Annotated in this window: 20 protein-coding genes; all 20 read left to right on the top strand. The window is 62.2% G+C overall.

From position 1 onward, the window contains the following. Window positions 1-13 precede the first annotated feature (13 nt). The 20 genes from tssE (at window position 14) to PMI34_RS10455 (ending at window position 25,226) form a co-directional block, all read left to right on the top strand. Window positions 14-496, top strand: coding sequence for a type VI secretion system baseplate subunit TssE (gene tssE / locus PMI34_RS10360; RefSeq protein WP_008051339.1), 483 nt, complete (start codon window positions 14-16; stop codon window positions 494-496). Next, window positions 496-2,328, top strand: coding sequence for a type VI secretion system baseplate subunit TssF (tssF, locus tag PMI34_RS10365; protein ID WP_008051337.1), 1,833 nt, complete (start codon window positions 496-498; stop codon window positions 2,326-2,328). The genes tssE and tssF overlap by 1 nt, the downstream gene beginning before the upstream one ends. Beyond that, complete coding sequence (gene tssG / locus PMI34_RS10370) at window positions 2,292-3,362, top strand: type VI secretion system baseplate subunit TssG (RefSeq protein ID WP_008051336.1); 1,071 nt, start codon at window positions 2,292-2,294, stop codon at window positions 3,360-3,362. The genes tssF and tssG overlap by 37 nt, the downstream gene beginning before the upstream one ends. Beyond that, window positions 3,359-5,962: a type VI secretion system ATPase TssH gene (gene tssH / locus PMI34_RS10375; RefSeq protein WP_008051335.1), complete on the top strand. Its 2,604-nt coding sequence runs from the start codon at window positions 3,359-3,361 to the stop codon at window positions 5,960-5,962. The genes tssG and tssH overlap by 4 nt, the downstream gene beginning before the upstream one ends. Before the next feature lie 23 nt (window positions 5,963-5,985). Further along, complete coding sequence (gene tssJ / locus PMI34_RS10380) at window positions 5,986-6,741, top strand: type VI secretion system lipoprotein TssJ (RefSeq protein WP_008051332.1); 756 nt, start codon at window positions 5,986-5,988, stop codon at window positions 6,739-6,741. After that, the gene (gene tssK, locus PMI34_RS10385; RefSeq protein ID WP_007978722.1) at window positions 6,738-8,081 is read left to right on the top strand and encodes a type VI secretion system baseplate subunit TssK; all 1,344 of its coding nucleotides are present in this window, start codon (window positions 6,738-6,740) and stop codon (window positions 8,079-8,081) included. Before tssJ ends, tssK begins: the two co-directional genes overlap by 4 nt. Continuing rightward, window positions 8,078-8,791, top strand: a complete 714-nt coding sequence (gene icmH / locus PMI34_RS10390) for a type IVB secretion system protein IcmH/DotU (RefSeq protein WP_008051330.1) — start codon at window positions 8,078-8,080, stop codon at window positions 8,789-8,791. Before tssK ends, icmH begins: the two co-directional genes overlap by 4 nt. Window positions 8,792-8,821: 30 nt before the next feature. Further along, window positions 8,822-12,709 carry a type VI secretion protein IcmF/TssM N-terminal domain-containing protein gene (locus PMI34_RS10395; RefSeq protein WP_008051328.1) on the top strand — a complete coding sequence of 1,296 codons (3,888 nt, stop codon included), beginning with the start codon at window positions 8,822-8,824 and terminating at the stop codon, window positions 12,707-12,709. 31 nt (window positions 12,710-12,740) lie between these two features. After that, entirely contained in the window at window positions 12,741-13,667 is a 927-nt protein-coding gene (tagF, locus tag PMI34_RS10400) for a type VI secretion system-associated protein TagF (protein WP_008051327.1), read from the top strand. Further along, entirely contained in the window at window positions 13,664-16,138 is a 2,475-nt protein-coding gene (gene tssM / locus PMI34_RS10405) for a type VI secretion system membrane subunit TssM (protein WP_008051325.1), read from the top strand. Before tagF ends, tssM begins: the two co-directional genes overlap by 4 nt. Before the next feature lie 163 nt (window positions 16,139-16,301). Beyond that, entirely contained in the window at window positions 16,302-16,820 is a 519-nt protein-coding gene (locus tag PMI34_RS10410; RefSeq protein ID WP_008051323.1) for an Hcp family type VI secretion system effector, read from the top strand. 94 nt (window positions 16,821-16,914) lie between these two features. Next, window positions 16,915-18,012, top strand: a complete 1,098-nt coding sequence (gene tssA, locus PMI34_RS10415) for a type VI secretion system protein TssA (RefSeq protein ID WP_008051321.1) — start codon at window positions 16,915-16,917, stop codon at window positions 18,010-18,012. A 354-nt stretch (window positions 18,013-18,366) separates the two neighbouring features. After that, on the top strand, window positions 18,367-18,957 hold the full coding sequence (locus tag PMI34_RS10420) for an amino acid synthesis family protein (RefSeq protein WP_007978708.1): 591 nt from the start codon (window positions 18,367-18,369) through the stop codon (window positions 18,955-18,957). Between the two features lie 44 nt (window positions 18,958-19,001). After that, entirely contained in the window at window positions 19,002-19,835 is an 834-nt protein-coding gene (locus PMI34_RS10425) for an alpha/beta fold hydrolase (protein WP_008051317.1), read from the top strand. Further along, a complete protein-coding gene (locus PMI34_RS10430; RefSeq protein WP_008051314.1) occupies window positions 19,832-21,313 on the top strand; it encodes an aldehyde dehydrogenase in 1,482 nt (493 codons plus the stop codon). The genes PMI34_RS10425 and PMI34_RS10430 overlap by 4 nt, the downstream gene beginning before the upstream one ends. Before the next feature lie 12 nt (window positions 21,314-21,325). Next, on the top strand, window positions 21,326-21,811 hold the full coding sequence (locus PMI34_RS10435; protein ID WP_008051313.1) for a flavin reductase family protein: 486 nt from the start codon (window positions 21,326-21,328) through the stop codon (window positions 21,809-21,811). A 148-nt stretch (window positions 21,812-21,959) separates the two neighbouring features. Further along, on the top strand, window positions 21,960-23,411 hold the full coding sequence (locus PMI34_RS10440; protein WP_008051311.1) for an NAD-dependent succinate-semialdehyde dehydrogenase: 1,452 nt from the start codon (window positions 21,960-21,962) through the stop codon (window positions 23,409-23,411). A 19-nt stretch (window positions 23,412-23,430) separates the two neighbouring features. Next, window positions 23,431-23,820, top strand: coding sequence for a carboxymuconolactone decarboxylase family protein (locus PMI34_RS10445; RefSeq protein WP_007991919.1), 390 nt, complete (start codon window positions 23,431-23,433; stop codon window positions 23,818-23,820). Window positions 23,821-23,908: 88 nt separating this feature from the next. Continuing rightward, the gene (locus PMI34_RS10450) at window positions 23,909-24,661 is read left to right on the top strand and encodes a GntR family transcriptional regulator (RefSeq protein WP_007978695.1); all 753 of its coding nucleotides are present in this window, start codon (window positions 23,909-23,911) and stop codon (window positions 24,659-24,661) included. 1 nt (window position 24,662) lies between these two features. Next, on the top strand, window positions 24,663-25,226 hold the full coding sequence (locus tag PMI34_RS10455) for an NUDIX hydrolase (RefSeq protein WP_008051309.1): 564 nt from the start codon (window positions 24,663-24,665) through the stop codon (window positions 25,224-25,226). Window positions 25,227-25,461 lie beyond the last annotated feature (235 nt).

Raw genomic sequence — 25,461 nt, 5'->3', positions numbered from 1 at the left:
CCAGGGAGGCAATATGAGTAGTCAACACAAGCTGTTGCCATCACTGCTGGACCGGTTGCTGGACGATCGTCCGCATCAGTCCATCGAAGCGTCATCGCAGCGCTTGTGTTCGCTGGCTGATTACAAGGCCAGCATCGTTCGCGACCTCGAGATCCTGGTCAACACCCGCCAGTCCCTGGTCGCCAACGACCTGGAAGGTTTCGTCAATCTGGGCGGCACCATCCTCGACTACGGCATGCCGGACTTCACCAGTCGCAGCGTGCTTGACCCCAAGGATCGTCTGTTGATCCAGCGGCAACTGGAGAAGGCGATCTCGGTCGGCGACCGGCGCTTTCGCAGCGTCAAAGTCCAACTGCTTGCCCAACAGACCGGCCAACGCATGCTGACCTTTCGCGTGGACGCGGTCCTGCGCCTGCAGGACGTCACCCGTCAGGTGTCCTTCGACGCGGTGCTGCAGGTCAACACCCAGGAATACAAAGTGCAGAACCTCAACTGATGCTCGACGATCTGCTGCCCTATTACGAAAAGGAACTGTCGCACCTGCGCTTTTTGGGCCAGGAGTTCGCGAGCCAGTATCCGAAAATCGCTTCGCGGTTGCTCATCGAGGGCGATAACTGCGAAGACCCGCATACCGAGCGCTTGATCGAAGCCTTCTCGTTCCTGTCTGCGCGGGTGCACAAAAAACTCGATGACGAATTGCCGGAAATCGTCGAGTCGTTTCTCGAAGTGCTGTACCCGCACTACCTGCGCCCTACCCCGTCGATGTCGATCGTCGAGTTCAACCTGGGCAAGCAGGAAAAAGTCACCGAAGCCTTCCGTGTGCCCCGGCATACCGAAATCAGTGCCAACCCGATCGATGGCGTGGTGTGTAAATTCCGCACCTGCTACCCGGTCGAGCTGTGGCCGGTGGCGGTGCAACAGGCATCGTTCATCGAGATGGAGCGTTCGGCGTTCAATGGCCACAGCGCTGACCTGGTCGCGCGCTTGCGCATCGGCCTGGTGGCAACCGGCGACGTGATGTTCGGCAAGCTGGAACTGGACCGCCTGCGGTTCTTCCTCGACGGCGAAAGCACGTTGATGCTGCAACTGTACGAACTGCTGTTCAACAACCTGGCCAAGGCCACGCTGACCTTCGAAGATCAGGGCCGCACCCGCGAAGTCGCCCTGCCGGCCAACGCGCTGAAAACCGTCGGCTATGGCCTGGACGAGGGCCTGGTGGATTACTCCGAGCGCTCGTTCCTCGGTTACCGCCTGTTGCACGAGTACTTCACCTTCCCCGACAAGTTCATGTTCTTCGACCTGTCGGGCTTTGCACGGATTCTGGCGGGCAAGGACGTCGAGAAAGTCGAGGTCAATTTCTACTTCTCCGACTACGACCTGAGCGACCGCCTGGCGCGCCTGACGCAGAACATCGGGCGCAATAACTTCAAGCTCAATTGCACGCCGATCATCAACCTGTTCCGCCAGCAGGCCGAGCCGATCAAGTTGACCCACGCCCAGCACGAGTACGCAGTGACGCCGGATGTGCGCCTGCAAAGCTCGGCCGAAGTGGTGTCCATTGACCGCGTCCGGCGCGTGCGCAAGGTGGGCAGCATCGACCAGGTGGGCACTTGCCATCCGTTTTTCGAGCCCCGTGGCGATCAGGGCCCGGGCCAGAGCTTCTGGATTGCCCGGCGTCGAGCCATACAGACCGGCCAGCGCGATGGCTCGAACGTGTTTATCCGGGTGGTGGATCGAGAACTGGGGCTGATGGAGGCCAACAACGATACGTTGAGCATCCGCCTGACCTGCAGCAATCGCGACCTGCCGCTGATGTTGCCTTTCGGTGGCGAGCGCGGCGATTTCACTATCCCGGGCAACTCGGTGATCAAGGACATCCGTTGCCTGCGCAAACCCACCGCCACCGCTCGCGTGCCGCTGGGCAACGGCGTGATCTGGCGGTTGATTTCGCACCTGTCGCTGAACCATATGTCGCTGGTGTCCCGTGGTCGCGAAGTGCTGCTGGAGCTGTTGTCGCTCTACAACTACCGCAACCTGTCGGCACTGCGCAAACAGATCAACGGCATCGTCTCGGTGAGCAGCGAGCCGGTGGTTGCGCGCATCGGCCACCCGCGGCCGAACTTCGTGCGCGGCGTCGGCATCACCCTCAATTTCGATGAAAGCCAATACACCGGCAGCGGTGTGTTTCTGTTCGGCATGGTGCTCGATCACTTCTTTGGTCAGTACTGCACCATGAACAGTTTTACCCAATTAACCCTTCGCACCTTGCAGCGCGAAAAGAGAGTCGTCCAATGGCCACCGCGAACCGGCGATCAACCCCTGGTCTGATCGACCAGGCAAGGGCTGAGCCGCACCGATTCGAGTTTTTCCAATTGGTGCGCCTGCTTCGCCTGCATTACAGCAGAACCGGGCGCATGGACCTGGAAACCCGACCGCACGAAGACCCTCTGCGTTTTCGCTCCCAGCTGTCGCTCAACTTCCCGGCCAGTGAAGTCAGCGATCTGCAGTTCGAGCGTGAAGGCAAGGTGTCCGTGGCCGGCCTGCCGCTGTCCGAGATGCAAGTCACCTTCATGGGCCTGGTCGGGCCCTCGGGTGTGTTGCCGCGCCCGTACACCGAGCTGCTGATCGAGCGGCACGTCCAGTACCGCGATGACGCGGCCCATGCCTTCCTCGACATTTTTTCGCACCGCATGACCACGCTGTTCTACGAGGCCTGGCAAAAGTACAAGTTCTACATCGAGTACGAACGCAACGGAACTTCGGACTTCGATCGCTACCTGCTCAACCTGGTGGGTTTTGGCCCCGAGGCGCAGAAACAGAAATTCGACCGGCAAGGCTCGCCCCTGCGCCGTGAACTGTTCAGCTATTTCTCCGGCCTGTTCGCCCAGAAACCGCGCAACGCACTGAACCTGGAAGCGATGCTGGCCTTCTATTTTTCGCTGCCGTTCAAGGTCAAGCCGTTTGCCGGTCGCTGGCTGAAACTCGACGCCGGCCAATGCACGCAACTGGGGCGCAAGAACGCCGTGCTCGGGCAAAGCGCCGTCGCCGGCAACCGGGTCTGGGACTATCAGTCGTGCATACGCATCGAGATGGGTCCACTGGAGCTGGCCGACTATCAACGCTTCCAGCCAGGCACCGAGGACTACCGGAAACTGGTGGAACTGGTGCGTTTCTATGTAGGAGCCGAACTCGACTTCCAGTTCGCGCCCAGGCTCAAACCCCGGGCCGTGCCCGTTGCCCGCCTGGGGCGCCAAGGCAACGTTTCGCTGGGCTGGCTCGGCTGGCTCAAGCGCCCGGACTCCGACGTCGGGCCATCCCGTTGTGCCCTCTTCCACATTCCTTTTGATGGGGTCTCCCTGTGAACCTGAAGTCCCTGTTTGCCAAGCTCAACGACACCAGCCGCACCGCCACTGAAAGCGCCGCGGCCTTGTGCCTGTCGGAACACCACTACGATGTCGAAATCGAGCACCTGTTGTTGCAGTTGCTCGATAGCCACGACAACGACCTGCCGGCCATCCTGCGTCATTACGACGTGGTGCCCGAACGCTTGCAGGCGCAACTGGTGACGGCACTGGGGACGTTCAAGAAAGGCAATACGCGCACGCCGGCGCTGTCGCCGCACCTGACCCGCATGATCGAACAGGCGTGGGTCCTGGCGTCCATCGAGTTCGGCCAGGCGCAGATCCGCACCGGTCATCTGTTGCAAGCCTTGCTCGATGACGACGAACTGCGCCGCGTGGTGGTCGCCAGCGCCGTCGAGCTTGAGAAAATCAATGCTGACGACTTGCGCGTCAACCTCGGCGCGCTGGTGGAAAGCAGCGCCGAGTCGAAACAGGCCAAGCCGCTGGGCACATCCGACATCGCCAGCGCCGGCACGGTAAAAGGCAACGGCAAGACCCCGGCCCTAGATCAATACACCATCAACCTCACGCAAAGCGCTCGCGAAGGCCGGATCGACCCGGTGCTGGGCCGGGAGTTCGAGGTGCGGCAGATGGTCGACATCCTCACCCGCCGCCGCCAGAACAACCCGATCCTCACCGGTGAGGCCGGCGTCGGCAAAACCGCCGTGGTCGAAGGCCTGGCCCTGCGCATCATCCAGGGTGACGTGCCGTCGGTGCTCAAGGGTGTCGCCATCCACACCCTGGACCTGGGCTTGTTGCAGGCCGGTGCCGGCGTGAAGGGCGAATTCGAAAACCGCCTCAAGTCGGTGATCGAAGAAACCAAACGCAGCCTGCACCCGATCATTCTGTTCATCGACGAAGCGCACACCCTGATCGGCTCGGGTGGCCAGGCCGGGCAGAACGATGCCGCCAACCTGCTCAAGCCAGCCCTGGCCCGGGGCGAACTGCGCACCATCGCGGCGACCACCTGGGCCGAGTACAAGAAGTACTTCGAGAAAGATGCCGCACTGGCGCGGCGCTTCCAGGTGGTGAAGGTCGAAGAGCCGGACGAAGACAAGGCGATCCACATGCTGCGCGGCCTGCTGGCCAGGATGCAGGAGCATCACAAGGTCACGGTGATGGACGAGGCGCTGGTGCAGGCGGTGCGCCTGTCCAATCGCTACATCACCGGCCGCCAGTTGCCGGACAAGGCCGTCAGCGTGCTGGACACCGCTTGCGCCCGGGTGGCCCTCGGTCAATCGGCGCAGCCGGGGCCGCTGGAAGACTGCAAACGCCAGATCGACAACCTGCAGGCGGAAATCGCGGTACTGCAGCAGGAAGCCGCAAAAGGCAGCGACCACGCCCGGCGCCTGACCGCCCTCAATACCGAACTGCAAAGCGAACAGCAGACCCGCGACGCCCTCGAACAACAGTGGCAACGCGAGCTGCAACTGGTGGAAAAACTCGGCGCCCTCAGCCACCCGGAACAACAGGCGCCGGATGCCCAGGAGATTGCCGCGGTGCGCGCCGAACTGGCCAGTGTCCAGGGTGAGCAACCGCTGGTGCATGCCCTGGTGGATGGCGGGACCATCGGCGAAGTGATTTCCGGCTGGACCGGCATTCCATTGGGCAAGATGCTGCGCGACGAAATCGAAACCGTGCAACGCCTACCGGCGTTGCTGGGCGAGCGGGTGCTCGGCCAGGACCACGCACTGCACGAAATCGGCAAGCGCATCAAGATTTCCCGCGCCCGCATGGAAGACCCGAACAAACCGATCGGCGTGTTCCTGCTGCTCGGCCCGAGCGGCGTCGGCAAGACCGAAACCGCGCTGGCGCTGGCCGACACCCTGTACGGCGGCGAGCGCAACGTCATCACCATCAACATGTCCGAGTACCAGGAAGCCCACACCGTCTCCAGCCTCAAGGGTTCGCCACCGGGCTACGTCGGCTATGGCGAGGGCGGCGTGCTGACCGAGGCGGTGCGACGCAAGCCGTACAGCGTGGTGCTGCTCGATGAAGTGGAGAAAGCCCACCCGGACGTGCTCGAACTGTTTTTCCAGGTGTTCGACAAAGGCGTGCTGGATGACGGCGAAGGTCGCGAGATCAACTTCCGCAATACCGTGATCATCCTCACGTCCAACACCGGCACCGACCGCATCATGCAGTGGTGCCTCAATGCTCAGCCGCAACCGGCGCCGCAGGACATCGTCGAAGGGCTGCGTGACGAGTTGAACCAGGTGTTCAAGCCCGCCTTCCTCGGCCGCCTGACCATCGTCCCCTACTACCCGGTCAAGGACGCGATTCTCGAGCGCATCGTCGCGCTCAAGCTTGCGCGCATCCGCCAGCGCTTCGAGCGCAATCATCAAGCGCAGTTGAGCTATGACGAAGCACTGGTCAAGGCGATTGCCTCGCGCTGCACCGAGGTCGACAGCGGCGCCCGCAACATCGACAACATTTTGTCCCAGACCCTGATGCCGGAACTGGCCCAACGGGTCCTGGAGCGCATGGCGCAGGACAAACCGATTCAGAGTTTGAACATCGAGTTGGGCAGCGACGGCGATTTCGCCTATCGCCTGAACTGATCGGGCATTAACAGGTAGTGGTCATGGACAAGAGATATTCAGGGAAGCGTCCCGCGAGGACGACGTTGGCCAAATGCCTGACGGCGGTGGCGATGATGACGGTACTCAGCGCCTGCGGCGTCACCGACCGGGTCGGCAAGCGGGTCGACAATACCTGGGCCGGCGACATGCTGTTCGAGGATAACGAGAAGGTCATCCTGACGTCCGACGGCGGCAACCAGCTCAATCCCGACGCGTCCGGCAAGCCGCTTTCGGTGGTGTTGCGGGTGTACCAGCTGACTTCGCTGGAGCGCTTTGCGTCGGTGGATGCCGACTCGCTGTGGGACGACCCGCAAAAGGCCCTCGGCAATACCCTGATCGAAAACCGCGAAATCACCTTGTTGCCGGGCATGGGGCAAGTCGACAAGTGGCCGCTGAACAAGGCGGCAGGCTATGTCGGCGTCGCGGCTTTTTTCCGCAGCGACGAGAACAGCCGCTGGAAGGTCGCGTTCGACGCCAATTCCCTGCGCAAGGACGGCATCTGGTTCTCCTCCGACGGCTTGCGTGTGCTGGTGGACAACAACACGGTCTCCGCTGTCAGTGGCGTCGACGTGCTGGACAAACCCAAGACCCAGGAGCAGCTCGCAAAAGCCGCCGCCCTGCCCGACCAGCCGGCCGAACCCACGCTGACCGAGCGCGTGCAGGACGCCGTGGTGCAGAAAGCCCAGGACCAGGCGAGTGCCTCCGCGGAAAAAGCCGTGGAGTCGAAATTGAATTCATTATTGGAAAGCGCTCAATGAGTAAGCAAAGCCGGGTGATGTGGTCCGAAGGCATGTTCCTTTTGCCACAACATTTCCAGTATCAGGATGAGTTCCACCAGCATCAGCTGGCGCAGGCGACCCTGCGCAACACGCCTTTTCACTGGGGCGTGCAGTTGCTGGAAGTGGACGAGGAAGCCCTTGCCACCGGCTCCCTGCAGCTCAAGCGACTGAAGCTGGTGTTTCCCGACGGCAGCCTGTTCGACGCACCGCAGCACGACCCGCTGCCGGCGGCCCGTGACCTGAAAGACCTGCTCAAGGGCAACGACCTGAAGGTCTACGCCGCGCTGAAACTGCCCGAGCCATTCGGCCTCAATTACGTCGAGGACGGCCAGGAGCAGAAGACCGGGCGGCGCTTTCGCAAGCAGTTCGACACCCTGCCGGACCTCAACGAAGGCGACCTGGAAAACGAAATCACCAGCCTGCGCCTGAACGTGGTGATGCTGATCGACGGCGACAACCTCGATGGCTACACCTGGTGCCCGATTGCCCGGCTGTCGCGCAACAACATCGGCGGATTCAACCTCGACGGACATTTCGTGCACCCGACGCTGCACCTGGGCACCCACGACACCCTGGTCGGACTGGGCAAGCGTTTGCTCGGCGCCTTGCAATCCAAGAGCAAGGCCTTGTCGGGTCGTCGTCGCGAGCGCGCGGACCAGATTGCCGAATTTGGCTCCAGCGACGTAACCCTGTTCTGGCTGTTGAACACCGTGAACCGTGCCCACCCGAGCCTGGCGCACCTGCTCGCGCATCCGCGCCTGCACCCCGAGCGCTTGTATCTGTTCCTGGCCGAACTCGCCGGCGGCTTGCTGACGTTCTCGCTGGATACGCAGCTCAACGACATCCCCGAATACGACCACCACGACCCGGCGGCCTCGCTGGTCAAGCTCGATGAAATGATTCGCGTGCTGCTCGACAACGTCGTGCCGAACCAGTGTGTGGTGATCAACCTGACCCAGACCAAACCCTCTTACTGGCAAGGGCAGTTGCACGACCCACGGCTGGCCGAGGCGGACTTCTACATCTCCGTGCACGCCGACATGCCGGGTGCAAGCCTGCTGGAGCTGGTGCCACGGGCGTTCAAGGTCGGCTCGCCGGAAGACATCGAAGTGGTGGTCAACAGCGCCATGCCCGGCGTCACCCTCAATCACTCGACCCGCCTGCCCAATGCGATTCCGGTGCGACTGGACAATCACTACTTCTCCATCGAGCCCCATGGCCGGGTGTATGAACGAATGATGAGCGCCCAGGCCATCTCTTTCTACGCGCCCAGCGCCTTCACCAACCTCAAGCTTGAACTGATGGCGGTACTCAAATGACCGAAGCCGTACTGCAAGGCGCCGTTGCGGCCGCCCGTGAAAAACCGACGCTCAAAGATCTGGTGCAAGACTTCATCAGCATGGCGCTGATCGTGCGCAAGGGCCGGCAAGTGACGTCGGTCAGCGCCTTCGAGGTCAGTGTCGACACCTTCTTCAAGGCACTGGAACGCGATGCCCGCAGCGCCAACTACAGCGTCGAACAGGTGAAGGACACCCAGTACGCCTTGTGTGCGTTCCTCGATGAAAGCGTGTTGCGCTCCGGGGATAACGAGTTGCGCCGGCACTTTGAATTGCAGCCGTTGCAGTTCCGCTATTTCGGCGTGCACCTGGCCGGCGAAGGCTTCTTCGAAAAAATCGATGCACTGCGTGGCGACGTCAAACAGAACCTCGATGTGCTCGAGGTCTACCACCTGTGCCTGGCCCTGGGTTTCGAAGGCAAGTTCAGCCTCGGGCAAAAGGATCAACTGCGTTACCTGGCCAATACCCTGGGCCAGGACATCGCGCGTTATCGCAAGACGCCCAAGACCCTCTCGCCTGACTGGGCGTTGCCCGACCAGGTCTCGCAAATGCTGCGCCATGAAGTTCCCCTCTGGCTCTACGTGGCGCTGATTGCGTTGGTCTGCGCGGGTGTCTACCTGACGCTGGACTGGTTGCTGGCCAAGGACGTAGCCGCGTTGTCCGAACAAATCAGCCAGCTGTTCAGTGCCTGAGCACAGGTCAGGTAACCGAGTCAGGAAGACATGAAGACATTATTGCGTTTGTTGAAAAGCTTTTGGTTCCTCGTTCCCGCCCTGTGGCTGGCGAGCCTGGCGGTCTGCTGGTTCGTCGCGCCGCATGTGAGCTGGCTGCGCGGTTATGCGCCGGAGGCGATGGCGATCGTCAGCGCCTTCTACCTGCTGATCATTGTGCTGCGTCAGTACAAGCGTATCCGGGCGGAGCACAACCTTGAAAACCTGGTGCAGATCGAAGTCGATCGCTCGCTCAAATCCACCGGCGAGTTCCGCGATCAGCAAGTGCTGCGCGAACGCCTCAAGCACGCGATTGCGATGCTGCGCACCGACCGCTCGGCCGGTGGCGGCGGCTCGTCGGCACTTTACGATTTGCCGTGGTACCTGGTCATCGGCATGTCCGCGGCGGGCAAGACCTCATTGCTGACCCGCTCTGGCCTTTCCGCAAGCATTGCCAGCAGCGCCAACGACACCGAAAGCGGCACCCAGCATTGCGATTGGTATTTCAGCCCCGAGGCCGTGATGATCGATACGGCCGGCCGTTACCTGCGGGACGACCCGTCGGCCAGTGAATTCGCCGCCTTCCTGCGGCTGCTGAAAAAGCAGCGCAGCAAGGCCGCGGTCAACGGTCTGGTGTTGGTGGTGAGCCTGCCTGAACTCCTGGCGTGCAGCGCGGCCGAGCGCAACAAACTCGCCGCACAACTGGTATCGCGCATCGAGGAATACAACGATTGCCTGGAGGCCAATCCACCGATCTACCTGATGCTGAGCAAGACCGATCAACTGCCGGGCTTCAGCCAGGCGTTTGAAGGCCTGGACCTGAACGAGCGCCAGCAACCGCTGGGCATGACCTTCGGTGTGTCCGAGATCCGCAACCAGGGCCTGCGCCCGGTGCTGGATGCCAAGCTGGCCAACCTGCACAGCCATGTGCGTCGCTACGTCGACGCACAGATGGTTGCGCTGGGTGCCGATGCCAACAGCGCCCTGCTGAACTTCCCGAACTATTTCGCCGAACTGTCCGGGGTGCTGGAGCAGTTTCTCCAGCACTTCGCCGAGACCGGTCGCAGCGGTGCGCCACTGTTGTTGCGCGGGCTGTATTTCACCAGTGCCCTGCAGACCGACCAGCAGTTGGGCCAGGTGTATGAAGACGACCTGGCCGAGTCGTTCGCCCTACAACCGGAACATGAGCAACCGGAACATGAGCAAGGGTCGCCAAGCACCGGCAAGAAAATCAGCGACCGCAGCTATTTCATTACCGATACGTTCCGCCGGGTGATCTTCCCGGATCGCGACCTGACCCTTTATCAGTCGCGCCTTGGCAAGAACACCTCCGTCAGCCCTGCCCTGCTGGGTCTGGCGGTACTGGCCGGCGTCGCGTTCATTGGCTGGCAAGCCCTGTCGTTCCAGAACAACCGTCAGTGGCTGGCCACGTTGCGCGAGCAACTGACCGAGCTGCAACAGTCCCCGGACCGTGCCGGGTTGCTCGCCTCGGGCCAAGGCCTGGAGCTGTTGCGTGAGCAGCTCTCGGCCATCGAGAAGTACCGTGCCAAAGGCGTGCCGTTGCAGTTGGGCGCAGGCCTGTATCGCGGTGACGACATCTACCGCGTCGCGCAAGCCGCCTATCTGCAACAACTGCGTACCCAGGCGCTGGAACCTGTCACCTTGCAACTGCAATTGCAGATGCGCGCCTTCAATGAGTTCGCCAAAACCATGGACCCGCAGAACAGCTTTGCGTCGGCGTCGTCCAAGGCCGACGCCGCCAAAGGCCGTGCGCAAGGCCTGAAGCTGCCAACCCGCCTGAACGGCTTGCCGCGCAGTACCGGTGATGCGGCCAGTCGCCTGAGCGGCGCGGCCAAGGGCGCTGCCAGCAAGGCACGCGGCGATGCGCTGGCAGCACTGCGCAACCCGGCCACGGCGAGCGATGCCGCGGATTTGTCGGCGACCACCGGCGGGCTGTCGTTGTCCGAAGAAATGCTCGGGCGGCTGGATGAGCGACAAGTCGCGTCCATCATCGAGTCCTATAACGCACTGAAGCTCTACCTGATGCTGACGCAACCCGGCACCCATCCAGACCCGGAGTTCGTCGGTGCTGCGTTGCCGGTGGCCTGGGCCAATACCGCCAGTGCCGACAATCCTGTCAGCACGGCGGTGATTCAGGACAACTCGCCGGTCTACGTGCAATTGCTCAAGAATGGCCAGGCACCGTCCTTGTCGCGTAACGAGCAACTCATCAGCGAAACCCGCAACAGCCTGAAGTCCTTCATGATTTCCAGCTCGCTGGTGGACCGTGAATACCTGCGCCTGCAACTCGAATCCAGCCGTCAGTTCCCGGCCGTGGGCTTGAGCGACCTGGTGCCGATGCCCGGCCGGCAGTTGCTGTATGGCACCGAGGCGGTGCCGGCGATTTTCACCCGCCAGGGCTGGGAACAGTTCGTCAAGCCTGAGCTGATCAAACTGGTGTCGGGCAACCTGCAAAACGAATCGGACTGGGTGCTCGACGGCGAAGGCGGCGACAGCATCGTGCAGAAAGCCAATTTCATCCGCGAGTTCATGACGCGCTACAAGCGCGACTACACCCAGGCCTGGTACACCCTGATCGACAGCGTCGGTGTTCGTCATTTCACCGACATGGCCAACGCGACCCAACAGCTGGCCCTGCTCAGCGACGTGCAAAACTCGCCGGTGAAAATCCTCCTGGCGGCGGTCAACGACAACACCCAATGGGATGTCCCGGCCCCCCGCGAAACACTGCCGGCGGGCGTCAAGCCCGATGACGGATTCTGGAGCGGCGTCAGCGGGATTTTCGATGGCAAAAACACATCGCCCAGCACGCTGATTTCGCCTTTGCCGGCGGTCGATGACGGCAGCCTGGCGAAGCGCTTCGAGCCTGTGTCGCGGGTGTTCGCCGTGCAAAACGCCGAAGGCGCCGACAGCACGATCATGGACCGCTACCTCGCGGCCTTGCGCAAGCTCAAGGTGCGGATGAACAACATCCAGCGCTCCCAGGACGTTGGCAAGAGCAGCAAGCAACTGATCAGCGAAACCCTCGAAGGGCTGCCAAGCGAAGTGACCAGCGTGCGCAACTATGTCGAGACCACCGTCGACACCAGCCAGGGTGGCCTGTCCGAATCGTTGCAGGGCCTGTTCAGCCTGCCGATCCAGTTTGCCTGGGAAACCCTGCGCGACCCGGCCGGCCAGCAGATTGCCAAGGCTTGGGCACAGCAGATCGCCAAGCCCTGGGAACAGGTCATGGCGCACCGTTACCCGATTGCGCCAGGCAGCCGCAATGAAGCCTCGGTCAAGGACCTGCAGCGTTTCGTCGACCCGGAGTCCGGGCTGCTGCCGAACTTCAAGCGCAACGAAATCGGCAACCTGTCCGGTGGCGAAGGCCTGGGGATGAGCAGCAACAGCAAGGCAACGCCGCTGGTCAACCCGAACATGGTCAACAGCATCGACAAGGCCAGCTCGTTGGGCCAGGTGATCGCCAGCCTGTCGGACCGCGACAACGGCTTCGAGATCATGCTCGAGCCCTCGGCCAACCTGACCGACATCATCTTCACCCTCGATGGCCAGGTGCAGCACTACCGCAACGGCAAGACCAGCTGGAGCCGCTTCTCCTGGCCGGGCACCACCACCACGCCGGGCGCACGCCTGGATGTGGTGACCCTGACCGGCGAACGCATCACGGTGTTCGACTACCCGGGCCGCTGGGGCCTGCTGCGCATGAACGACAGCGCACGGGTCAGCGATCTGGACGGCATCCAGCAACGCTTCAGCTGGAACACCGGCAGCGGCCCGGTCAGCCTCGCCGTGCGCAACTACGGCGGCGTCAAGTTGACCGACCTGGCCAACGTCAAGGCCTTGAGCGCGCTCAACGCCAAAGAAGGCCAAGCGCTGTGAGCCGTCGAACCTTGAACCCGGGAACCGGCCAATGATCGGCTGCTTCGGCAAGGTCCCCGCGAGCCCGGACTTCGTCAGCCTGCAAGGTGCGGGCGACGAGGTCTGCGAGTTCGATAGCTGGCTGCAAGGGGCGCTGGCCGCCCTGCAGCATCGCGAAGACTGGCGGGCGTTGTTCGACGCTTTGCCGGTGTGCTTTTTCAGCTATCGCGCGCGCAGCGGCAACTGGTTGCTGGGTGGGTTGATCAGCTCCAGGGATTCGAGTGGCCGACGCTATCCGTTTTTCATTTTCCAGACGCTCAAGGCCAGCGAAACCGAACCTCTGGTCAATCCGTTCACCCTGGGCGAACTGTTCAGCGGGCAGATCAGACCGCTGCTGCACATGGCGGTCCAGGGCGAAAGCACTTCGGTGCTGTTCGAGCGCATCAAAGCCCTGCGCCCGTTGCAAGGACAGGACTTCGAGTTGTTCCGGCGCGTACATGACAAGTTCCTGGTGAACTTCAACCTGCGCGACATCGCCTGCGCGCTGCAGGGCACCTACCCGGAGTTCGTCACCAACGCCGTGCTGACCCGGCTCCAGGCCCTGAGAAGGCACCTCGATCAGGCCACACCGATCGGCATCACCCTGCCCTTGCCGGCGGAACGGGGGTTGAAAAACCCGACCGCCGATTTGTGGGTCACCTGGCTGACGCAAATGACACCCGAACGCGCCGTGCCGCAGATCAACCTGCTGGCGGACGACTTCATGCGCCCCCGGCTGATCTGTTTTGCCTCACGCAATACCAGCGATGCCTACCGCCTGCTGACCGGCATCCATGACCGCTCGCAGAGCTATGACGTGCTGGCGTCATTCGATGCCTTTGACGAGCACCACCGCAAACACGCCTTTCCCGAAATCGACCGCCCTCTGGGTGACGTTATCGACCGTTTTGTCGATGCCCTGGATTCGAAGTCCGTATGAACAAGATCAAGTATTACTTCTTGCGCTATCAACCCTACATCCTGGGGGTGTGCTTTTTCCTCACGATCTTCGTGGTGTGGGGCATCGGGCGTGCGTTCGGCTTCAGTTCGCTCAACAGCCTGTTGACCGGCATCGGTGCGTTCCTGGGTCTGTCCGCCGGCTATGTGCTGCTGCTTTATCGCGGCGTGTCCCGGCATCACAACCTCGAAGGACTGCTGCGCGAGGATGCCGACCAGGCCGTGTTGAACGCGAGCCCGGCGGATCGCGAGGAAGTCAGCCTGTTGCGCGAGCGCCTGTTGCAGAGCATCGAGCGCTTGCACAGCAACAAGCCACGGGGCAGCAACCCCAAGGATGCGCTGTATGCCCTGCCCTGGTACCTGGTGGTCGGCCAGCCCGCGGCAGGCAAGAGCACCATGCTCTACCAGTCGGGGCTCAATTTCCCTTACGCCGAGCGCGAAGGCGTGCGGGTCGCAGGTCTGGGTGGCACGCGCAATTGCGACTGGTTCTTCAGCTCCGAGGCCGTGCTTCTGGACACCGCCGGGCGCTACATGAACAACCAGGAAGAGGCCGGCAAATGGCGCGCGTTCCTGCAACTGCTGCGCCAGCATCGCCAGCGACGGCCGCTCAATGGCCTGATCGTCACGGTGAGCATCCACGACATCCTGCAAGCCTCTCTCGAAGATCAGGAGCGCATCGCCAAGCGCCTGCGCGAACGCATTCAGGAAACCCATGCCTTGCTGGAAGTGCGCCTGCCGGTCTACCTGGTGTTCACCAAGTGCGACCTGGTGCCGGGCTTTGCGCCCTTCTATCGCCAACTGGACGAGACCGCCCGCGGCGAAGTGATGGGCAAGACCTTTTCCCACAAAGGCTATGAGCAGGCCGACTGGGGACAGCGCTTCGGCGTCGCGATGGACGAACTGGTCAGCTATTGGCAACAGGTGGCGAGCCAGCAACTGGTCACGCAGGACATCCAGATCACCCGGCAGGATTCGGCGGTGTACCGGTTTCCGCTGGAACTGGCGGCCCTCAAGCCCCGGCTTCAACTGTTCGTCGATGCCCTGCTGCGCGCCAACCCTTATCAAAGTGCAGAACTGCTGCGCGGCTTCTATTTCACCAGCGCCCTCGATGCCGACCAGCCGGAACTGGGCGGTCATGCACGGCAGGTGACAGAGCGTTTCTCGCTGGAAGGTGACCGGGAGATCGCCGACGGCAATGCGCAGCCGCGCCCGTTGTTCATCAACAGTCTGTTCCGCAAGGTCATCATTCCCGACCAGCACCTGGTGGCGCTGTACACCACCAACCACCGCGAGCGTCGGCGCAGGGCAGCCTGGATCGGCGGTGCCGGACTGGTCGCTGTGTTGCTGTGCAGCCTGCTGAGCTGGTCGTACGTCAACAACAAGAACACCCTGAAGAGCCTGTCCACAGAGCTGACCCAAGCCGCCGCCGACGATCACTCGGCCACCGGGCAGTACACCGCCTGGCAAACCCTGGATCGCCTGCGCTTCTGGACTGCTCACTACTACGCGCAACACCACGACCAGGGTGTACCGCTGCGCCTGCGCCTGGGGCTCTATCAAGGCCACAAGGTAGAGCCACTGGTGCGCAGCCGCTATTTCGAGCGACTGGAAAGCGTGATGCTCAAGCCCACGGCCGACAACCTGACCCGCTCGTTGTATTTGCTGACCACCCTCAAGGTCTATCAGCGCAACGCCAAAGAGTTGATGCCCGTGACCGGCGTGGACAGCGTCGAACCCAAGGCGCTGCCCAATGACAACCGGGCGCAGTCCATCGCCGGTTTCGGCAAGGCGACGCTGGACACCTACGTCATGCTGTCGCGCGCCCAGCGTGAAAAGGCCGACCCCGGGTTCCTGAAAGCGAAAATCCCGGATTACTGGTACCCGGCGATTGCCCGTCAGGTGGGCAACGCCAGTGTCGCCGCCTCGGACTATGAGTTCGCCAGCCGCCAGATCAACTTCTACAGCGACCAGATCCACGAGCCGGACGTGCCGCGGATCCTCGACAACGCGTTCCTGATCTCCAGCTCGCGCAACTACATCAACAGCCTGCTGACCCAGTCGTTGCGCTCGATCGAAACCATCACGCTGGAGTCGGACACCCTGTTCGCCTTCGCCCGTGCCGACTTCCAGAGCCTGAAGACTGAAGGGCAAAGCCAGCTGAGTGCGATCGCCGGCAAGCTGCTCAGCACCCCCAACATCGGAAAAATCATCATCGCCGGGCATGCCGATCAACTCGGCGATCCCCAAGGCAACCTGCAGGTTTCCAGAGAGCGGGCGCAAACCATCAAGACCTACCTGGTGGGCAAAGGCGTACCCGGCGAGTTGGTGGAAGCGATCGGCGAAGGCAGCACCAAGCCCCTGGTCAAGTGCGACATGCAGCAACCCAGGGCCCGGCTGATTCAATGCCTGGAGCCTAACCGGCGGGTAGAAATCGAAGTGCGGGCACTCAACTGAGCAGGCGCGCCTTGTGAAGAAATACCGGCATCCGGGTCATCTCGACGAGAGGCCCGGGCCGGCATAAGACACCTCTCTTGATCGTTTCAAAGAGGTTAAAGCGAAGGGCTGTGACTTGCTCGCAAGTCACAGCCCTTTAAATGAAGGTAAGGAGAAAATAGAAATGGCATTTGACGCATACATCCAGATCGACGGCATTCCAGGTGAAGTTCTGGACGACAAACACAAGGATTGGATCGAAGTGCTGGGCTACGAGTACGGCGCCACCCAAGCGACTTCCGCGACGGCCAGCTCGTCGGGCGGTGCTTCGTCGGAGCGTGTATCGTTGAGCGACTTCACAATCCGCAAAGCCGTGGACAAGGCTTCTGCCAAGCTGTTCGAACACTGCTGCAATGGCAAGCACATTTCCAAGATCCAGCTGAACGTGAACCGCGCCGGTGGCGACAAGGTGACCTACCTGACCATCAACCTGGAAGAAGTCGTGGTGTCGTCCGTGAAAGCGGTCGCCGGCGGCAGCCAGAACGGTGAAGACAAAGCCGTTGGTGATCTGCCGATCGAAGAAATCAGCTTCAACTTCGCTCGCATCAAGACCACCTACACCCAGCAGAGCCGTGCAGATGGCCAGGGCGGCGGTAACGTCACCGGTGGCTGGGATCGCACTTCGAACAAGGTTTTCGCATAAAACCGTGGTAACGACGGGCCGCGCAAGCGGCTCGTTTTCAGCACCGTGCCTGCCCGGCGGGCACGGTGTTCTTTTAGCCTGATCAGAGTTTCCCATGTCTGAATTTCTCAACGACCTTTCGCTGGCCGAACTGACCGCGCCCATCAACGAGGGGAGCGGCGAAGACCTGAGCTTTTCCACCTTGTTCGATCAGGTGAAAGAAGCACGGCGAGCAGACCCCGACTACCTGACCCATGGTGACTGGCAAACCGACCTGAAGTCATCCGACTGGGACCTGACCCTCACCCTGGCTGCACAGGGCCTGGCTCGCCAGAGCAAGGACCTGATGCTGGTCGCCTGGCTCAGCGAAGCCTTGGCGCACAAGTACCATTTCACCGGTATCACCTTCGGCCTGACCCTGGCCGAACGCATACTGGACAATTTCTGGACCGACCTCTTCCCGTCCCTCGAGGATGGGGTCGATGAACGCGCTGCCCGACTGGCGTGGATGAAAACGTCGCTGGCGGATGTCGTGGGCGGACTGCCCATCACCCAGGGCCAACAGTACGGCCTGCTGCGCTATGACGAATCCCGGCACGTGGAAAACCTTGGGTTGCAGAACCCCCAGGCCATGCGTGCCGCCCTCGACGAAGGCAAGATCAACGCCGAGGTGTTCCAGCGTTCGGTGGTGCTGACCGACTCCGATCACCTGCGCCTGAAGGCCGGCGAAATAGCCGCCAGCCTCAACGCATGCCAACGGCTGCAGAACACGGCCGACAGGCTGTTTGGCCATGACGCGCCGAGTTTTGCCGGGCTCCACGACGTGTTGTCCCGCGCCGGCCAACTGGCCGAGAAACTGCTCAAGGATCGCGGCATCGAACTGAACCCGGCCCCTGCCGCGCCCACCCCGGCCGTCTCCGAAAGCGCTGGCGCACAACCCACAGGTGCTGCAATGACCCAGACCCGGCAAGACATTCCAGTCACACCACTGCGCACCACGCCACAGACCCGCGACGAGGCGTTCACCCTGCTGGCGGGTATCGCGCAATTCTTCAAGCAGACCGAACCCCAGAGCCCTGTCCCCTACCTGATCGAACGCGCGATCAAATGGGGCAACATGCCGCTCGAGGGCTGGCTCAACGATGTGATCAAGGACAGCAATGTGGTGGACAACATCCGCGACGTGCTGGGGACCAAGGAAGCGAAGTCCTGACGACCAGCAGGTAACGCCATCCCCCTCCTTCTACCCCCCCTGTAAAGATCAATAGTTACCCTGTGGCGAGGGAGCTTGCTCCCGCTGGACTGCGCAGCAGTCCCTGTTTTTTGGCAGCTTCGCACTGAAGCGCCCCGCGGGAGCAAGCTCCCTCGCCACAGATAAAGTGTTTATCCCTTCCTGAACAAAACTCCCCCCACCCGACGTAAACCCGTGCCTGCCGTTTGTCCGCTGCGACCGGTGGCGCACACTTTTGCACGCCATCCAGCCAGAAACTCCGTTCGGGGACTTGTGCTTCCGGTATTATGGTATACCATCAGACGCACAGACACCCAAACCTCTACGGAGCAGCTCATGAGTTTCGAAATCCGCAAGATCGTCAGCTATGTCGAAGAAACCTTTATTGAAGGCGGCAAAGCCACCGATAAGCCCGTGACCATGGTCGGTCTGGCCGTGGTGATGAAGAACCCCTGGCTGGGCAACGGTTTCGTCGAAGACCTGAAACCGCAGATCCGCGCCAACTGCTCCGACCTCGGCGCGCTGATGGTCGAGCGCCTGGTGGGCATCATCGGCGGTGCCGAGAAGATCGAGGCTTACGGCAAGGCTGCGGTGGTCGGTGCCGATGGCGAAATCGAGCACGCTTCGGCGGTGATCCACACCCTGCGCTTCGGCAACCACTACCGCGAAGCGGTCAAGGCCAAGAGCTACCTGAGCTTCACCAACAAGCGCGGTGGCCCGGGCACTTCGATCCAGATCCCGATGATGCACAAGGACGACGAAGGCCTGCGTTCGCACTACATCACCCTGGAAATGCAGATCGAAGACGCCCCCCGTGCCGACGAAATCGTCGTGGTCCTGGGTTGCGCCGACGGCGGCCGCCTGCACCCGCGCATCGGCAACCGCTACATCGACCTGGAAGAACTGGCCGCCGAAAAAGCCCAGTAACCGGCCAGCAGAACGACAACAAGAAGGCATTGCAGGAGCGCTCCATGATTCGGCTCACCGCTGAACTCACCCCGGCTGGCACCAGTTACCTGGCGACCGGCCAAGGCCAGCCCGTGGTCTTGATCCACGGCGTGGGCCTGAACAAAGAAATGTGGGGCGGCCAGATCGTTGGCCTGGCCACGAAGTACCGCGTCATCGCCTACGACATGCTCGGCCATGGCGCGAGTCCGCGGCCAGAGAGTGGCACACCGCTGCTCGGCTATGCCGACCAGTTGCTGGAGCTGCTCGACCACCTGCAATTGCCCAAGGCAACGGTCATTGGCTTTTCCATGGGCGGGCTGGTAGCGCGGGCGTTTGCCCTGCACTACGCGCAACGCCTGGAAGGCCTGGTGGTGCTCAACAGTGTGTTCAACCGCAGCGCCGAACAGCGCGCGGGAGTCATCGCCCGCACCAGTCAGGCCGCCGAACACGGGCCGGACGCCAACGCCGAAGCGGCGCTGTCGCGCTGGTTCAGCCGTGAATACCAGGCGGCCAACCCGGCGCAGATCGCCGCGATTCGCCAGACCCTGGCCGGCAATGACCCCCAGGGTTACCTGACCACTTACGAACTGTTCGCCACCCAGGACATGTACCGCGCCGACGACCTGGCCGGCATCCGGGTGCCGACGCTGATCGCCACCGGCGAACTGGACCCCGGTTCGACCCCGGAAATGGCCCGGCAACTGGCCGAACGCATTCCCGGCGCGACCGTTGCCGTGCTCGCCGAGCAACGGCATATGATGCCCGTAGAGTCTCCGCGCCTGGTCAACCAGCTGTTGCTGGAGTTTCTGCAGACCGCGCACTCCCAACAAAACCAGATCAAGGGGATCGTTGCATGACACTCGCACGCTTCCAGATGTGCATCGGCGGTGAATGGGTCGATGCCCTGTCCGGCAAGACCTTCGAAAGCCTCAACCCGGCGCTGGCCGAGCCTTGGGCCGAATTGCCCGATGCCGATGAAGCCGATGTCGAACGCGCCGTACAAGCCGCGCAAACCGCTTTCGACAGCCCGGCATGGCGCGGCCTGACCGCCACCGCGCGCGGCAAACTGCTGCGACGCCTGGGCGACCTGATCGCCGAGAACAAGGAACAACTGGCGCAGCTGGAAAGCCGCGACAACGGCAAGCTGATCCGCGAAACCCGTGGCCAGGTCGGCTATCTGCCGGAGTTCTTCCACTACACCGCAGGCCTGGCGGACAAGCTCGAAGGCGGCACCCTGCCGCTGGACAAGCCGGACCTGTTTGCCTACACCGTGCACGAAGCCATGGGCGTGGTCGCCGCGATCATTCCGTGGAACAGCCCGCTGTACCTGACCGCGATCAAACTTGCCCCGGCCCTCGCAGCGGGCAACACCATCGTGATCAAGCCGTCGGAACACGCCTCGGCAACGATTCTCGAACTGGCGCGCCTTGCGCTGGAAGCCGGGATTCCGCCGGGGGTGGTCAACGTTGTCACCGGTTATGGCCCAAGCACCGGCGCCGCCCTCACCCGCCATCCGCTGATCCGCAAGATCGCCTTCACCGGCGGCGCGGCCACGGCGCGGCATGTGGTGCGCAGCAGCGCGGAGAACTTCGCCAAGCTGTCGCTGGAACTGGGGGGCAAATCGCCGAACATCATCTTCGCCGACGCCGACCTCGACAGCGCGATCAACGGCGCCATCGCCGGGATCTACGCCGCCTCCGGACAGAGCTGCGTCTCCGGTTCGCGTTTGCTGGTGCAGGACGAAATCTACGACGAGTTCGTCGGTCGTCTGGTTGAGCGCGCACAACGCATTCGCATCGGCAACCCCCAGGACGACAGCAGCGAAATGGGCCCGATGGCTACTGCACAGCAACTGGCGGTGGTCGAAGGTCTGGTGGCCGATGCCATCGCCGAAGGTGCGCGCCTGCGCCTGGGTGGCAAACGCCCTGAGAATCTGGGCGACGGCTGGTTCTACGAACCGACGCTGTTCGAGTGCGACCGCAACTCGATGAAGATCATGCAGGAAGAAGTCTTTGGCCCGGTGGCCTCGGTCATCCGTTTCAAGGACGAAGACGAAGCCCTGGCGATCGCCAACGACTCGCAGTTCGGCCTCGCCGCCGGCATCTGGACCCGCGACCTGGGGCGCGCCCATCGCCTGGCCCGGGACGTGCGTTCGGGGATCATCTGGGTCAACACCTACCGCGCGGTCTCGGCCATGGCGCCGATCGGCGGCTTCAAGAACAGCGGCTATGGACGCGAAAGCGGCATCGATTCGGTGCTGGCCTACACCGAGCTGAAAACGGTGTGGATCAACCTGTCCCAGGCACCGATGCCTGATCCCTTCGTGATGCGCTAGGAGTCCTGGAAAATGATCGAACCCGGCATTTACAAAGACGTGATGAGCTCGTTCCCGTCCGGGGTCACGGTGGTCACCACCCTCGACCCGGAGGGCGGCATCGTCGGCATCACCGCCAGCGCCTTCAGTGCGCTGTCGATCGACCCGGCACTGGTGCTGTTCTGCCCCAACTACGGTTCCGACACCTACCCGGTGCTGCGCGACAGCAAGCAGTTCGCGATTCACCTGCTGTCCGCCGACCAGACCGCCGAAGCCTATGCCTTCGCCGGTAAAGGCAAGGACAAGGCCAAAGGCATCGACTGGCACTTGAGCGAGTTGGGTAACCCGATTCTGGCCAAGGCGACGGCCATCATCGAGTGCGAACTGTGGCGCGAATACGACGGCGGTGATCACGCGATCATTGTCGGCGCGGTGAAGAACCTGATCCTGCCCGCGCAACCGGTCACGCCGATGATCTACCACAAAGGCAAGCTGGGGCCGCTGCCCGCCCTGGCCTGATGGATCTACACAATCCCCCTGTGGGAGCGGGCTTGCCCGCGATAGCGGTTTATCAGTCGACATTGATGTTGAATGTCAGTCCGCCTTCGCGGGCAAGCCCGCTCCCACAGGTACCGCGGTGCATATTCTATTTTTGTTAGGAGCCGGCATGAGCCCAGCAGCCTCGTTACTGTTCCGCCAGCAAGCCTATATCAATGGCCAGTGGCTGGACGCGCCGGATGGCGCCTGTCAGGACATCTTCAACCCGGCCACCGACGAATTGATCGGCCAGGTGCCGAACCTCGGCGCCGAGCACGCGCGCCTGGCCATCGACGCTGCCAACAAAGCCTGGCCCGTCTGGCGTGCACTGACCGCCAAAGAGCGCAGCAATACGCTCAAGCGCTGGCATGCCTTGATGCTGGAAAATGCCGACGCCCTGGCGGAAATTCTCACCCTCGAACAAGGCAAGCCACTGGCTGAGGCCAAGGGTGAAATCCTCTACGCCGCGAGCTTCATCGAGTGGTTCGCCGAAGAGGCCAAGCGCATCTACGGCGACACCATTCCCAGCCACAAGGGCGATGCGCGCATCGTGGTCACCAAGGAGCCGATCGGCGTCGTCGCGGCCATCACGCCGTGGAACTTCCCGGCGGCGATGATCACCCGCAAGGCGGGCCCGGCACTGGCCGCCGGTTGCCCGTGCATTGTCAAACCGGCCCCGGAAACGCCTTTCTCGGCCTTGGCCATGGCCGCGCTGGCGGAACAGGCCGGCATTCCTGCCGGGATATTCAACGTGATCACCGGCGACGCCATCGCCATCGGCGCCGAGCTGACCGCCAGCCCTCTGGTGCGCAAACTGTCGTTCACCGGCTCCACCGCCATCGGCAAGCTGCTGATGGCCCAGTGCGCGCCGACCCTGAAAAAAGTCTCGCTGGAACTGGGCGGCAACGCGCCGTTCATTGTCTTCGACGACGCCGATCTGGAGCGTGCCGTTGACGGTGCGTTGATCGCCAAATTCCGCAACGCCGGGCAGACCTGCGTCTGCGTCAACCGCTTCATGGTGCAGGACGGCATCCACGACGCCTTTGTGGCGCGCCTGGCCGAGCGGGTTTCGCAACTCAAGGTCGGCAGCGGTTTCGATGATGGCGTCACCCAAGGGCCGCTGATCAACGAGCGTGCCGTGGCCAAGGTCGAAGACCACGTGCAAGACGCGCTGGAACACGGTGCACAACTGCTGTGCGGCGGCGAACGTCATGCGCTGGGCAACGGCTTCTTCCAGCCGACCGTGCTCAGCGGCGTCACCGCGCAGATGAAAGTCGCCCGGGATGAAACCTTTGGCCCGTTGGCCGCCGTTTTCCGTTTCGACACCGAGGCCCAGGCCATCGAGATGGCCAACGACACCGAATTCGGCCTGGCCGCCTACTGCTACACCCGCGACCTGGGCCGCGCCTGGCGCATGAGCGAGGCGCTGGAGTACGGCATGGTCGGGATCAACGAAGGGCTGATTTCCACCGAAGTCGCGCCGTTTGGCGGCATCAAGTCCTCGGGGCTGGGCCGTGAAGGGTCGAAGTACGGCATCGAGGATTACCTGGAACTCAAATACACCTTGATGGGCGGCCTTTGAGCCCACGGGAGCTACGCAGATGAACAACGAAAAATACGAAAAAGGCCTGAAGATCCGCACCCAGGTGTTGGGCGAAGCCTACGTCAATCGCTCCATCGAGAACGCCGACGACTTCACCCGCCCCTTGCAGGAAATGGTCACCGAATATTGTTGGGGTCATGTCTGGGGTCGTGAGGGTTTGTCGCTCAAGGAGCGCAGCATGATCAACCTGGCGATGATCTCGGCTCTCAACCGGCCCCATGAACTCAAGCTGCATGTGCGCGGCGCCTTGCGTAACGGCCTGAGTCGTGAGCAAATACGCGAAATATTGCTTCAGGTCGGCATTTATTGCGGTGTCCCCGCTGCCGTAGACAGTTTCCGGCTCGCCCGTGAAGCCTTCGCCGAAGCCGATGCCGAGGCCTCCAGTTAACCCTTGGCTGTTTGATCCGACCGGGCACCCAGATTCCCGTAATCGAAGTGCTCTTTTTGCATGGACAGCCACAATCAGAGCGGACCCCATGAAACGCCTGCCACTCGACGACAGCTTCAAGGTCAATCGCAACCCCGTTACCCTGCGCGAAATCGTGCTGGATAAACTGCGAAGCGCCATCATGAACTTCCAGCTCCTGCCGGGAGACCGTCTGGTCGAACGCGATCTGTGCGATCGCCTGGGCGTCAGCCGTACCTCCGTGCGTGAAGCCTTGCGTCACCTGGAATCCGAAGGTCTGGTGGAATTCGCCGACGCCAAGGGCCCGCGTGTCGCAATCATCACCCTGGCCGACGCCGTGGACATCTACGAGCTGCGCTGCGTACTCGAAGGGCTGATCGTTCAACTGTTCACCCTGCGCGCCAAGGCCAAAGACATCAAGGCCCTGGAAAAAGCCCTGGAAGAAAACCGCAAGGCGCTGAAAGACGGCGAGTTGCAACAGGTCATCGACTCGGTTCAGGGTTTCTACGACGTGCTGCTCGAAGGCTCGGGCAACCATGTCGCGGCCACTCAGCTGCGCCAGTTGCAGGCACGCATCAGCTACCTGCGCGCGACCTCGGTGTCCCAGGAAAACCGTCGCGGCGCCAGCAACCAGGAAATGGAACGCATGGTCGAGGCGATCAAGGGCGGTGACCCGCTGGCCGCCCACCAGGCTTGCGTCGACCACGTGCGCGCTGCCGCTGCCGTGGCCCTGGACTACCTCAAGCGCAAGCAGGAAGAAACCGGTGACGTCCCGGCGATCACCCTGCCCATCGCGCTGAAAGAACCGCGCATAGGTCGCTGAAATGTTCAGCCCGAGCTTTTGCCCCAAGTGCGGCAGCAATGACCTCAGGTCACAGCTGCCGCCGGGCGATACGCACGAGCGCCTGATGTGCCGCGGTTGCGGCTACATCCATTACATCAATCCGAAGATCATTGCCGGCTGCATCATCGAGCAGGACGGCAAGTATCTGCTGTGCCAGCGCGCAATTCCACCGCGCCCTGGCACCTGGACCTTGCCGGCGGGCTTCATGGAAAGCGGCGAGACCACCGAGCAGGCGGCCTTGCGCGAGGTCTGGGAAGAAAGCGGCGTACGGGCGGAAATCGTCTCGCCCTACTCGATCTTCAGCGTGCCGCAGATCAGCGAGGTGTACATCATCTTCCGCGCCATCGCGCTGGAGATCACCGGCCAGTACGGGCCGGAAACCCTCGACTACAAGTTCTTCGCGCCTGAGGACATTCCCTGGGACAGCATTTACTACCCGGCGATCCGGCAGATTCTTGAGCGTTATATCGAGGAGCGTCAGGCTGGGGTGTATGGCATTTACATGGGTAATGATGACAGCGGCAAAATCCATTTCATCCGCTGATCCCCCCTGTGGGAGCGAGCTTGCTCGCGATGGCGGTGTTGCAGGCGGCGTGGTTTTTTGAGGGTGTACATATCCGTTTCTGCGGTAACGGCTACTTAGGGTTCCGCCCTTACGGCGGGTCACTTTGGAAAAGCCCCAAAGTAACCAAAGGGCATTTGCCCCTGACATTCGGTGCCTCGCCGTGGCTCGGCATTCCCTCGCTCCGGTCCTGCTCCGTGGGCCCGCCGCCATCGGC

The sequence above is a fragment of the Pseudomonas sp. GM74 genome, assembly GCF_000282455.1.
In the GTDB taxonomy this organism is placed as follows: Bacteria; Pseudomonadota; Gammaproteobacteria; order Pseudomonadales; family Pseudomonadaceae; genus Aquipseudomonas.
The sequence above is the reverse complement of the archived record's forward strand: the minus strand, read 5'-3'. Positions and strand labels throughout refer to the sequence as shown.

Excerpts from the sequence above, each read along its gene's own strand:
- PMI34_RS10395 (WP_008051328.1), top strand. The coding sequence starts at position 8,822 with ATGAAGACATTATTGCGTTTGTTGAAAAGCTTTTGGTTCCTCGTTCCC.
- icmH (WP_008051330.1), top strand. The coding sequence starts at position 8,078 with ATGACCGAAGCCGTACTGCAAGGCGCCGTTGCGGCCGCCCGTGAAAAA.
- tssG (WP_008051336.1), top strand. The coding sequence starts at position 2,292 with ATGGCCACCGCGAACCGGCGATCAACCCCTGGTCTGATCGACCAGGCA.
- PMI34_RS10450 (WP_007978695.1), top strand. The coding sequence starts at position 23,909 with ATGAAACGCCTGCCACTCGACGACAGCTTCAAGGTCAATCGCAACCCC.
- PMI34_RS10410 (WP_008051323.1), top strand. The coding sequence starts at position 16,302 with ATGGCATTTGACGCATACATCCAGATCGACGGCATTCCAGGTGAAGTT.
- tssJ (WP_008051332.1), top strand. The coding sequence starts at position 5,986 with ATGGACAAGAGATATTCAGGGAAGCGTCCCGCGAGGACGACGTTGGCC.
- PMI34_RS10425 (WP_008051317.1), top strand. The coding sequence starts at position 19,002 with ATGATTCGGCTCACCGCTGAACTCACCCCGGCTGGCACCAGTTACCTG.
- PMI34_RS10435 (WP_008051313.1), top strand. The coding sequence starts at position 21,326 with ATGATCGAACCCGGCATTTACAAAGACGTGATGAGCTCGTTCCCGTCC.
- PMI34_RS10455 (WP_008051309.1), top strand. The coding sequence starts at position 24,663 with ATGTTCAGCCCGAGCTTTTGCCCCAAGTGCGGCAGCAATGACCTCAGG.
- tssF (WP_008051337.1), top strand. The coding sequence starts at position 496 with ATGCTCGACGATCTGCTGCCCTATTACGAAAAGGAACTGTCGCACCTG.
- PMI34_RS10430 (WP_008051314.1), top strand. The coding sequence starts at position 19,832 with ATGACACTCGCACGCTTCCAGATGTGCATCGGCGGTGAATGGGTCGAT.
- tssE (WP_008051339.1), top strand. The coding sequence starts at position 14 with ATGAGTAGTCAACACAAGCTGTTGCCATCACTGCTGGACCGGTTGCTG.
- tssA (WP_008051321.1), top strand. The coding sequence starts at position 16,915 with ATGTCTGAATTTCTCAACGACCTTTCGCTGGCCGAACTGACCGCGCCC.
- PMI34_RS10420 (WP_007978708.1), top strand. The coding sequence starts at position 18,367 with ATGAGTTTCGAAATCCGCAAGATCGTCAGCTATGTCGAAGAAACCTTT.
- tssM (WP_008051325.1), top strand. The coding sequence starts at position 13,664 with ATGAACAAGATCAAGTATTACTTCTTGCGCTATCAACCCTACATCCTG.
- tagF (WP_008051327.1), top strand. The coding sequence starts at position 12,741 with ATGATCGGCTGCTTCGGCAAGGTCCCCGCGAGCCCGGACTTCGTCAGC.
- PMI34_RS10445 (WP_007991919.1), top strand. The coding sequence starts at position 23,431 with ATGAACAACGAAAAATACGAAAAAGGCCTGAAGATCCGCACCCAGGTG.
- PMI34_RS10440 (WP_008051311.1), top strand. The coding sequence starts at position 21,960 with ATGAGCCCAGCAGCCTCGTTACTGTTCCGCCAGCAAGCCTATATCAAT.
- tssK (WP_007978722.1), top strand. The coding sequence starts at position 6,738 with ATGAGTAAGCAAAGCCGGGTGATGTGGTCCGAAGGCATGTTCCTTTTG.